This is a genomic window from Paenibacillus glycanilyticus NBRC 16618, from assembly GCF_004000805.1.
In the GTDB taxonomy this organism is placed as follows: Bacteria; Bacillota; Bacilli; order Paenibacillales; family Paenibacillaceae; genus Pristimantibacillus; species Pristimantibacillus glycanilyticus.
Window position 1 is genome coordinate 239,717 of the sequence record NZ_BILY01000005.1, and the last position, 9,192, is coordinate 248,908.

Below are 9,192 nucleotides of genomic sequence, written 5' to 3' on the forward strand. Positions count from 1 at the left end.
TTGGAGACATTTGAACGAAACATTGTTTTGACGGGAATGAAAAAGAACTCATGTTAGGAAGAAAGGTTGCGTGTAAATTGGCAGCAAACAAAAAGAGCAACGTAGGGCTTGTAATCGCTGGTCTGTTGCTTAGCATTCTGATGGCGTCGATGGATAATACGATCGTCGCTACGGCGATGGGGAACATCGTCGCCGAATTAGGCGGACTCGACAAGTTCGTATGGGTTACGTCCGCTTATATGGTGGCGGAAATGGCAGGGATGCCGATCTTCGGCAAGCTGTCCGACATGTATGGCCGGAAACGGTTCTTCCTATTCGGCATTATTATGTTTATGGCAGGATCCGTATTATGCGGAACAGCCAGCTCGATCACCGAGCTCGCACTATTCCGCGCGGTTCAGGGGATCGGGGCGGGGGCTATGATGCCCGTTGCCTTTACGATTATGTTTGACGCCGTGCCTTTGGAAAGCCGGGGCAAAATGGGCGGTATGTTCGGAGCGGTATTCGGGATGTCTTCCATCTTCGGGCCGCTGATCGGTGCGTATATTACGGACAACTTCGCATGGGAATGGGTATTCTACATCAATCTCCCGCTAGGCATTATCGCGCTTTGCATGATTGGTTTCTTCTATAAGGAATCGATGGAGCATTCGAAGCAGCCAATCGACTGGTATGGAGCGGCTACATTGATCGGTGCCATAGTCTGCCTGATGTTCGCGCTTGAGCTTGGCGGCAAGACATACGCCTGGGATTCCCTTCAAATCCTTGGCATGTTTGCGGGCTTTGCCGTCCTGCTTGTTACCTTCCTGATCGTAGAGACGAAGGTTAAAGAGCCCATTATCTCTTATGCCCTATTTAAGAACCGGTTGTATTCGACCAGTATCTTAAGCGCATTATTCAGCGGCGCAGCGTTTATAGTCGCTTCCGTATTTATCCCGATCTTTATTCAAGGGGTACTCGGCGGCTCGGCAACAAACTCGGGGCTTGTCTTGCTGCCGATGATGCTTGGCACGGTAGTAACCGCTACTTCCGGCGGTTTCCTGATGACAAAGATACCATACCGCAACATTATGGTGGCGACGTTTATTATTCTGGTTATCGGGTCCATCCTGACAACTACGCTTACAGCAGATTCATCCCGGTTTATTGTGACCATCTATATGATTCTGATTGGTCTTGGCATTGGCGCATCCTTCTCGGTACTCGGTAATACAGCCATTCACGGATTACCTGCCAGACAGCGGGGGACGGCTAGCTCGACGCTTAACTTCATTCGTTCGCTTGGCATGACAATCGGTATCACGATTTACGGGATTATACAAAGCAATCTGTTTACCAGCAAAATGACCGATGCCTTTGCAGCTGGCGGTCAAGCCGCTCCGGAAGGCGGCATGCAATTTAAAGATCCGCGCGAGATTCTGACGCCGGAAGCCCGGGATCAGATTCCAGCTGAGGTATTGGACAAAATCGTCCATTCTTTGGCCGATTCGATCGTAGGAACCTTTGCATGGGCGATTATTCCGGCCGTGCTCGCTTTGATCGTATCGTTCTTTATGGGTCGCAGCAAGCTTGATCCTAATGCGGATATGGAACAGCAAAGCTATGGCGGACATTAATTATAGTTTGAGAAGAGGGCAGTCGCAGATGCGGCTGCCTTTTTAGTTCGCAATCCTAGTTTAACCAGTTTAGTTAACATAAAATATATTACGTAATCTTTGAAGGTGTAAAGTTAAAACAACAGCGGTACATGGCATGACTTTTAACATAGAAGCATGAAAATCTTCATGGTTAAGATGCAATGGGAATACTTTTTATCAGTCGCATTCATTACTTCTCGCAGATTCGGTTGAATAGGCTTGTTGTTATACTGATCACAAGAAAAGATGCTTCAACGAAAAGGGAGGAACGGATGATGAGCTTGAGAGTGTTTTTTGAATATATGGTGGAGAAATTAATGGCAAAGCTGAATCAACCTTTGAAAGGGAACTCCGAGCAAACGATTGGCGATCTGATTTATGATTCCTCCATTTATATGGATGGAGATTGTTAAAGGCTAGAAGCTAGAAGTAGAGCATCTTTTTCCCCGATTTCATGCTATAATAAAGTGCGCAAAATCAGGGTTTTGCGCACTTTAGCTTGAGAGCCATTTTTTTATACATAAGGTAGGGGAATGCAGGTTGAAAAAGCAGCATGAATTGGAAGATTTGTACGGTAAGCTCACGCAAGCCTTTCGCATTTGGATGAAGCAAGCCGGCTATACGGATACGACGCAAAAAGAATATATGAGAGAGGCTTATGCTTATTTGGAATCTCTCGAAGGGGCAGCCGCCGAACAAGCCGGAAAGATGCATGTTATTTCGTTTCTTATATCGAAGCAGCGGGGAGCAGGTGACCGTGCGAGGAACCGGACGTTATCGGCGATTCGATCTTTCTATACGGCGTTGATTGATTTCGAGATGGCTACCCGCAATCCCGCAATGGAAGTGAAGAAATCGAAGACGGAAAAAAACAAGAAGCCGGTCTATCTCGAGGAGGATGAGCTCGCAGCAAGCTTGTCCTGTATCGAAGGGAGATACCGCGCTCGTAATGTGGCCATTTTTCTGCTGATGAGTTACTGCGGTCTCCGGGTTGGCGAGGTTCACCGTTTGAACCGGAGCGACTTTAACCCGGTGAGAGGAACGATTGAGGTATTCGGCAAAGGACGGAAGTGGAATGAGATTCCGGTGCCGGAAGAGCTGGCTGCCGTTCTTTCGGAAGTGGCTCAGGACCGTATCACGCCTTACAAAGAGCAGGAGGATGCTTTCTTCGTCTCGCAGAAGGGAAGAAGATTGTCGATCCGCCAAATTCAGAAGATTGCCGGTCAAACCTTTGAGGCGTTCAAAAGCATCAATCCCCATGCGGCGAACAAAAAGCTCTCCTGCCACAAATTACGCCATACCTTTGCTACTATTCTGCTGAAGAATGGAGTAGATATCCGCGTAGTGAAAGAGCTGCTTGGACATGCCTCCATTGAAACAACGATGATCTATACCCACGTGAACGACGATCAGAAGAAGGAAGCGATGGCGACGATCCGACTGCCGGTTAACCTTTAATTTTGCATTTGCAGCTGTGGAGCGGTGGCGTGGTGCTGCCAGTAGTTAATGACGTCTTTTGTAGTTGCGGCCATGCCGAAATACGTATCAACGGTCTTAACCGTCATGTCATGCTCTTCCTGGGAAAAGGCCGCGCAGGCATCTTTCATGAGAATGATATGGTAATCCCTCATAAACCCGTCTCTTGCGGTGGATTCGACGCAAAGATTCGTACTTACGCCCGTCATAACAAGAGTTTCAATCTTTAAGGTCTGCAGGACGGACTCCAGGCGGGTATGAATAAAGCCGCTATACCGGTGTTTTTTTACGATAATGTCATTCTCAGTTGGAGAGACATTGAAAAACTCGGCGCCCCAGCTTCCGGTATGGCAAATCGGATTCACGCCATCCTCGAAGCGTGACACCCATACCTCGGAGTCCGTCGCTTTTTCGTGATTCGTCTGCAGGAAGATGACGGGGATTCCATGCTTCCGGGCAGATTCCAGTAAGGCTTGCAAGTCGGGTATCATTTTTCCGGCGGCGCTTACGTCAATACCGGTTTTGGCGATAGCTCCATCAGGGTGGCAGTAATCGTTCTGGACATCCACTACAATAACGGCCGTATTTTTCCGATTAAGTCTTTGCTTTAACTTATCCATAGCTCACACACCTGCTTCTCATTTTTGGATAAATTAGTTTTCCGGGGAAAGAGCATTTCTATCCATTCTCATACAGAACACTTTAAGAAAGAGCCGCCGTTCAGCGGCTCTTTGTCTATTAAGAACATGACTTCCGGGAAATAATAATTTCCAGTCTAATCGAAATAGGGGGAACTGCATGAATATACAATCGGGTACGTATTATTGGCCAACAACCTTGCCGGATGCCCCGGCTTATCCGTCGATTCAAGAGGATACGGAATGCGATGTTGCGATTATTGGGGGAGGGAGCTGGGCGGCGCAATGCGCATATTATCTGGCTGAACGGGGATTAAAAACCGTTGTGCTGGAAAAAGGGAGGATTGGCGCAGGCAGCACAAGCACCAATACGGCCATTATTCAATATTCGGGGGAAAAGATGTTTACTTCTCTCGTCAACACCTTTGGAGAACAATATATTGCGGAGCATCTAACGCTATTGAAGCAAGCGATTGACGATATTGAAGAAGCCTCACGGCGCGTACAACTGGATTGTGAATTCCGTAGGCGCGATACGCTTTATTCCGCGAGCTGTCCCGAGGATGTTGACCGTTTGCGGAACGAATATGAATTTATCAAGCGCCATGGCGGGGAAGTGGATTTCTGGACGAAAGAAAAGATTGAAGCCTATTATCCGTTCAGCCGGGAAGCGGCGATCTACTCGTACGGGGACGGTGAGCTGAATCCGTATAAATTCACTCATGCCTTATTCCAGTATGCTGCGGAACGGGGAGTTAAGGTGCATGAGCATTCGGAAATGAACGGTCATCACTATGACGGAGATCTTCAGCGCATGATGATTTCCACCAAAAACGGTTATAACGTTCAAGCGCGACATGTTATTTTTGCCGCGGGATACGAGAATATGGATATTCGCAAAGAGAAGCAAGCTTCGTTCGTAAGTACCTATACGGTAACGACGCAGCCGGTAGCCGACTTCTCCACCTGGCATGAACGGACGTTGCTGTGGGAGACGGCACGACCCTATATTTACATCCGCACAACGGCAGATAACCGCGTAATTATAGGAGGTCTCGACGAAAATACGATGTATCCGGACGACAGAGACAGCAAGCTGATTCATAAAACTTCTATGCTGCTCGAGGAATTTAACCGCAGGTTCCCGGCTATTCCCGTGGAGTCCGCATATTCCTGTGCGGCATTTTATGGCGGAATGGTTGATGGTCTCCCTATCATAGGGAAGTATGAGGAATTCCCGAATTGCTACTTCTTGCTTGCGTACGGCGACAATGGGGCGGTATACAGTCAGCTTTTGTCCAAAATCATCGTGCAGGAGATTGCGGAGGGTCATAGTCCGGATATGGAACGTTATTTGCAAGATCGGCCGCTTATTAAATAATAGCGCGTCATAAAGAAGCAGAACTTTTCTTAATCGTAATGTTGACGATTAAGAAAAGTTCTGTTATTCTGCTTATACGTAATGATTACGTTCAACACTTGCTGTTGAACTTTTTATTTCGACTGTAATCGTAATAATTACGATATTATGCGCAGAGGTATATTTGGATACATAGAAAGGATGATTATATTGCTGCTTGCCTCTCTTCAGGACGTGACCTTTGGGTACGGAGACGTTCCTTGCCTGGAAATGGCCAACATCGAGGTTCACTCGGGAGAATTCATTGCGGTTACCGGTCAGAACGGTGCCTCCAAATCGACCTTGCTTAAGCTTGCTTTACAGTTGCTACACCCTTGGCAGGGGAAGGTGAACTTATCGCCTACGAACGTTAACGGCGACAAGCTTGCTGTGGCGTATGTGCCGCAGCAGATTGCTGCATTCAATAGCGGATTTCCTAGTCAAGTGACCGAGTTTGTACGTTCCGGCCTTTACTCGCAAAGGCTGAATTGGTTCAGGAGGCTAAGCCCGGATGCCAAGCAAGCCGCGGACGAAGCGATGAAAAGCATGGGCGTATGGGAGCTCCGCAATCGCCGGATCGGAGAGTTATCGGGCGGGCAGAAGCAGCGTATTTGCATAGCCAGGGCGCTCGCTATGTCGCCTGATTTGTTTGTGCTCGATGAGCCGACAACCGGCATGGATAAAGAAAGCCGGAAAGATTTCTACAAGCTTATGAGGGAGCAGATCGATCAACACGGCAAAACGGTCGTTATCGTTACTCATAACCTGACTGAGCTGGACGGCATGCTGGACCGTATTATTTCGCTCGAGAGAAGAGAGGAAGGAGGCTGGAAATGCTGCACTACGACTTCATGCAGCGGGCATTTTTCGCCGGCGGAATCATTGCGTTAATCGCTTCTGCGCTTGGCGTATATTTGCTGCTGAGAAGGCAGGCCTTAATGGCCGACATGCTCTCACATGTATCTCTTGCTGGAGTTGCTGCAGGTACATACCTCGGAATTAATCCGTCCCTGGCGGGGTTTGTCGTAGCTGTCCTTGGCGCAATTGCGGTGGAGTATGTCCGTAAAGCCTACAAAACATATAGTGAGCTTTCCGTAGCCATTATTATGGTGGGAGGTCTCTCTTTGGCTGTCATTCTGATGACGATGAATAAGTCGGTTAACAAAAGTTTCTCCTCTTATTTGTTTGGTTCCGTAGTTGCCGTCAACCGGACGGAGCTTATGATTATGCTAGCCGCCGCACTTATTGGCGCTTTGTTTTTCTTCCTGCTGCGAAGACCGCTTTATATGGTTTCCTTCGATGAAGAATCAGCGAGAACTAGCGGCATACCCGTTCAGTGGATTTCCTTCGGATTCAGCATCGTTACAGGCATGATCGTAGCCGCAGCAATGCCGATTGTTGGCGTACTTCTCGTGTCGGCGCTTATTATATTGCCGGCAGCCCTGTCCGTCCGAATCTCGTCAAGCTTCACCACGGCGATCCTTATATCGATGGGCATCGGCCTAACCGGTACGTTTACGGGCTTAACCGCTTCTTATGAGCTTAGCACGCCGCCCGGAGGCACGATCGCTTTTGTTCTTTTGTTGTTTTTAGTGGCAGGTTTAGGACTGAAAAAGCTGTTTGCGCTTGGATCAAAGAGATCCGGCAGGCTGGTTATGCGTCCGGAAACGCCCGTATCCCGACGCCATAGAGCAGCGGATAACGAACATTGGTCTTCATCCTAATTCACATGTAATTAGGCAGAGATATAAATCAAATTTGGAGGTACTTGTTATTATGAAATCCTGGTTGAAAAAATCGATCGTGCTTGGAGCAGCTTTATCCTTAATCCTGGCCGGATGCGGCAATCAAGCGAAAGAAGCAGCAAGTAACGAAGGCAAGCTGAAGGTGGTTACAACCTTTTACCCGATGTATGAATTCAGCAAGCAGGTGGCAGGTGACCATGCGGAGGTTGTCGCCCTTATCCCTTCCGGAACCGAGCCGCATGACTGGGAGCCAAGCGCCAAGGATATGGCAGCCATTAAAGACGCGGATGTATTCGTTTATAACGGAATCGTTGAGGGCTGGGTTGACAGTGCTTTATCCAGTGCGGCGAATGAGCAGCGTGTAGTCGTGGAAGCGAGCAAGGGCATTACTTTAATGGAAGGAGAAGAGCATGACCATGAGCATGGGGAAGAAGATCACGGGCATGGCGAAGAGGAGGAGCATTCTCATGAAGAAGAGTCGCCTCTGGATCCCCATGTTTGGCTTGATCCGGTACTTGCCCAGCAAGAGGTAAGGGCGATCCAGGCCGCATTGGAGCAGGCGGATCCCGGCAATAAAGAGGATTACAAGAAAAATGCGGATGAATATATCGCAAAGTTACAGGAGCTGGATCTTGCTTTCAAGGATGCATTAACAAACGCCAAGCATAAAGAGTTTGTCACTCAGCATGCGGCATTTGGTTATTTGGCTAAGCAATACGGACTCACTCAAATTCCGATTTCCGGACTATCGCCCGAGCAAGAGCCTTCTCCGGATGAGATGGCGGAGATTGTTGAATTCGCGAAGGACCATCAGGTTCAGACGATTTTCTTCGAAACGCTTGTTGATCCGAAGGTCGCTCAAGTTGTAGCTGACGAGATTGGCGCGGCAACGGCAGTGCTTAACCCGTTGGAAGGGCTGACCGCGGAAGATATCAAGAACAACCTGGACTACATCGGCGTCATGACCAATAATCTTGAGGCATTAAAGAAAGCATTAAACGAATAATTCGAAGAAGAGGTAAGCACGCTGGACATAACTCCGGCTTTTTCTTCCGAATTTAATCGTAATAATTACGTAATAGGAGATGATGACATGAACAAAATACCCGTAACCGTGCTAAGCGGCTACCTGGGAGCCGGCAAGACAACGGTACTCAATCACGTGCTGAACAACCGGGAAGGAATGAAGGTTGCCGTGATCGTGAACGATTTAAGCGAGGTAAATATCGATGCGGGCCTTATAAAAGAGGGAGGTGGTCTCTCACGTACCGATGAGAAGCTGGTGGAAATGTCGAATGGCTGTATCTGCTGTACGCTGCGGGAGGATTTACTCCGCGAGGTGGAGCGATTAGCATTGGATGGACGCTTCGATTACATATTAATTGAGTCGACCGGCGTAGGCGAGCCTGTTCCCGTCGCTCAGACCTTTACTTATATAGATGAAGAGCAAGGAATCGATTTATCCCGTTTCTGCCAGCTCGATTGCATGGTAACGGTTGTGGATGCTAACCGGTTTTGGCATGATTTCTCCTCCGGTGAGTCGCTGCTCGCACGCAGTCAGGCTGTAGGAGATGACGATACGCGGGAAGTCGTGGATCTGTTAATCGACCAGATCGAATTCTGCGATGTATTGCTGCTCAACAAATGCGACATGATTGAAGAGGATGAGCTAGTTGAATTGGAAGGCGTGCTAAGAAAGCTGCAGCCTCGTGCCAAGCTGATTCGAACCGTTAATGGCCAAGTTAATCCTGCAGAGATTTTAAATACAGGTTTATTCGACTTTGATGAAGCAAGCCAATCTGCCGGCTGGGTGAAGGAGCTGTCGAAATCCGAGCATACGCCGGAAACGGAGGAGTACGGAATCTCTTCCTTTGTCTATGAGCGCGTCAAGCCGTTTCATCCCGGAAGATTGAAGAAATGGCTGAAAAACTGGCCGGAGGAGGTAGTGAGGGCAAAAGGGGTCATGTGGGTCGCTTCCAGGAACAACATCGGCCAAAATATAAGCCAGGCTGGCCCATCCATTCAATTTGGCCCATCCGGTTATTGGATTGCAACGCTCCCGCAAGCAGAACAGGAGATGTACCTCCAAGAGTATCCGGAGCTGCGGGACAGCTGGTCTCCAGAGTATGGGGACCGAATCAATAAAGTCGTGTTTATTGGCATTAAGATGGACCGGGAATCCATAAACGAAACACTAGACGCGTGTCTGTTAACGGAAGCAGAGATGCGGGAAGATTGGTCACGATTCAAGGATACGCTGCCGGATATCCATTAGATCAGAGGAAAGACAGCCATAG

General features: G+C 48.5%; 9 protein-coding genes. 8 read left to right on the plus strand and 1 reads right to left on the minus strand.

The genetic code is table 11. The annotated features are described in order from the left end of the window. The first annotated feature begins 50 nt into the window (after positions 1-50). From PGL01S_RS05785 to PGL01S_RS05790, 3 genes are all read left to right on the plus strand, one after another. Positions 51-1,616, plus strand: a complete 1,566-nt coding sequence (locus PGL01S_RS05785) for an MDR family MFS transporter (RefSeq protein ID WP_127492355.1) — start codon at positions 51-53, stop codon at positions 1,614-1,616. A 293-nt stretch (positions 1,617-1,909) separates the two neighbouring features. Then, positions 1,910-2,050, plus strand: a complete 141-nt coding sequence (locus PGL01S_RS30755; protein ID WP_164775387.1) for a hypothetical protein — start codon at positions 1,910-1,912, stop codon at positions 2,048-2,050. A 127-nt stretch (positions 2,051-2,177) separates the two neighbouring features. After that, positions 2,178-3,095, plus strand: coding sequence for a tyrosine-type recombinase/integrase (locus PGL01S_RS05790; protein ID WP_127492357.1), 918 nt, complete (start codon positions 2,178-2,180; stop codon positions 3,093-3,095). Here the strand turns inward: PGL01S_RS05790 and PGL01S_RS05795 are convergent. Beyond that, a complete protein-coding gene (locus PGL01S_RS05795) occupies positions 3,092-3,733 on the minus strand; it encodes a cysteine hydrolase family protein (protein WP_127492359.1) in 642 nt (213 codons plus the stop codon). The two genes, PGL01S_RS05790 and PGL01S_RS05795, sit on opposite strands and share 4 nt — an antisense overlap. A 178-nt stretch (positions 3,734-3,911) precedes the next feature. Between PGL01S_RS05795 and PGL01S_RS05800 the strand changes: the two genes are divergently transcribed. From PGL01S_RS05800 to PGL01S_RS05820, 5 genes are all read left to right on the plus strand, one after another. After that, positions 3,912-5,132 (plus strand): NAD(P)/FAD-dependent oxidoreductase, encoded by a 1,221-nt coding sequence (locus PGL01S_RS05800; protein WP_127492361.1) that lies wholly within the window; start codon positions 3,912-3,914, stop codon positions 5,130-5,132. 189 nt (positions 5,133-5,321) lie between these two features. Further along, a complete protein-coding gene (locus PGL01S_RS05805) occupies positions 5,322-6,041 on the plus strand; it encodes a metal ABC transporter ATP-binding protein (RefSeq protein WP_127492401.1) in 720 nt (239 codons plus the stop codon). Further along, positions 5,978-6,874: a metal ABC transporter permease gene (locus tag PGL01S_RS05810; protein ID WP_244935522.1), complete on the plus strand. Its 897-nt coding sequence runs from the start codon at positions 5,978-5,980 to the stop codon at positions 6,872-6,874. The genes PGL01S_RS05805 and PGL01S_RS05810 overlap by 64 nt, the downstream gene beginning before the upstream one ends. 52 nt (positions 6,875-6,926) lie before the next feature. Beyond that, positions 6,927-7,901, plus strand: a complete 975-nt coding sequence (locus PGL01S_RS05815) for a metal ABC transporter substrate-binding protein (protein ID WP_127492365.1) — start codon at positions 6,927-6,929, stop codon at positions 7,899-7,901. A gap of 87 nt (positions 7,902-7,988) precedes the next feature. After that, positions 7,989-9,170 carry a GTP-binding protein gene (locus PGL01S_RS05820; RefSeq protein ID WP_127492368.1) on the plus strand — a complete coding sequence of 394 codons (1,182 nt, stop codon included), beginning with the start codon at positions 7,989-7,991 and terminating at the stop codon, positions 9,168-9,170. The last annotated feature ends 22 nt before the right edge of the window (positions 9,171-9,192 follow it).

Bases quoted from the DNA above. Each gene is read 5' to 3' on its own strand.
- PGL01S_RS05795 (WP_127492359.1), bottom strand. From the start codon at position 3,733: ATGGATAAGTTAAAGCAAAGACTTAATCGGAAAAATACGGCCGTTATT.
- PGL01S_RS05785 (WP_127492355.1), top strand. From the start codon at position 51: ATGTTAGGAAGAAAGGTTGCGTGTAAATTGGCAGCAAACAAAAAGAGC.
- PGL01S_RS30755 (WP_164775387.1), top strand. From the start codon at position 1,910: ATGATGAGCTTGAGAGTGTTTTTTGAATATATGGTGGAGAAATTAATG.
- PGL01S_RS05815 (WP_127492365.1), top strand. From the start codon at position 6,927: ATGAAATCCTGGTTGAAAAAATCGATCGTGCTTGGAGCAGCTTTATCC.
- PGL01S_RS05800 (WP_127492361.1), top strand. From the start codon at position 3,912: ATGAATATACAATCGGGTACGTATTATTGGCCAACAACCTTGCCGGAT.
- PGL01S_RS05820 (WP_127492368.1), top strand. From the start codon at position 7,989: ATGAACAAAATACCCGTAACCGTGCTAAGCGGCTACCTGGGAGCCGGC.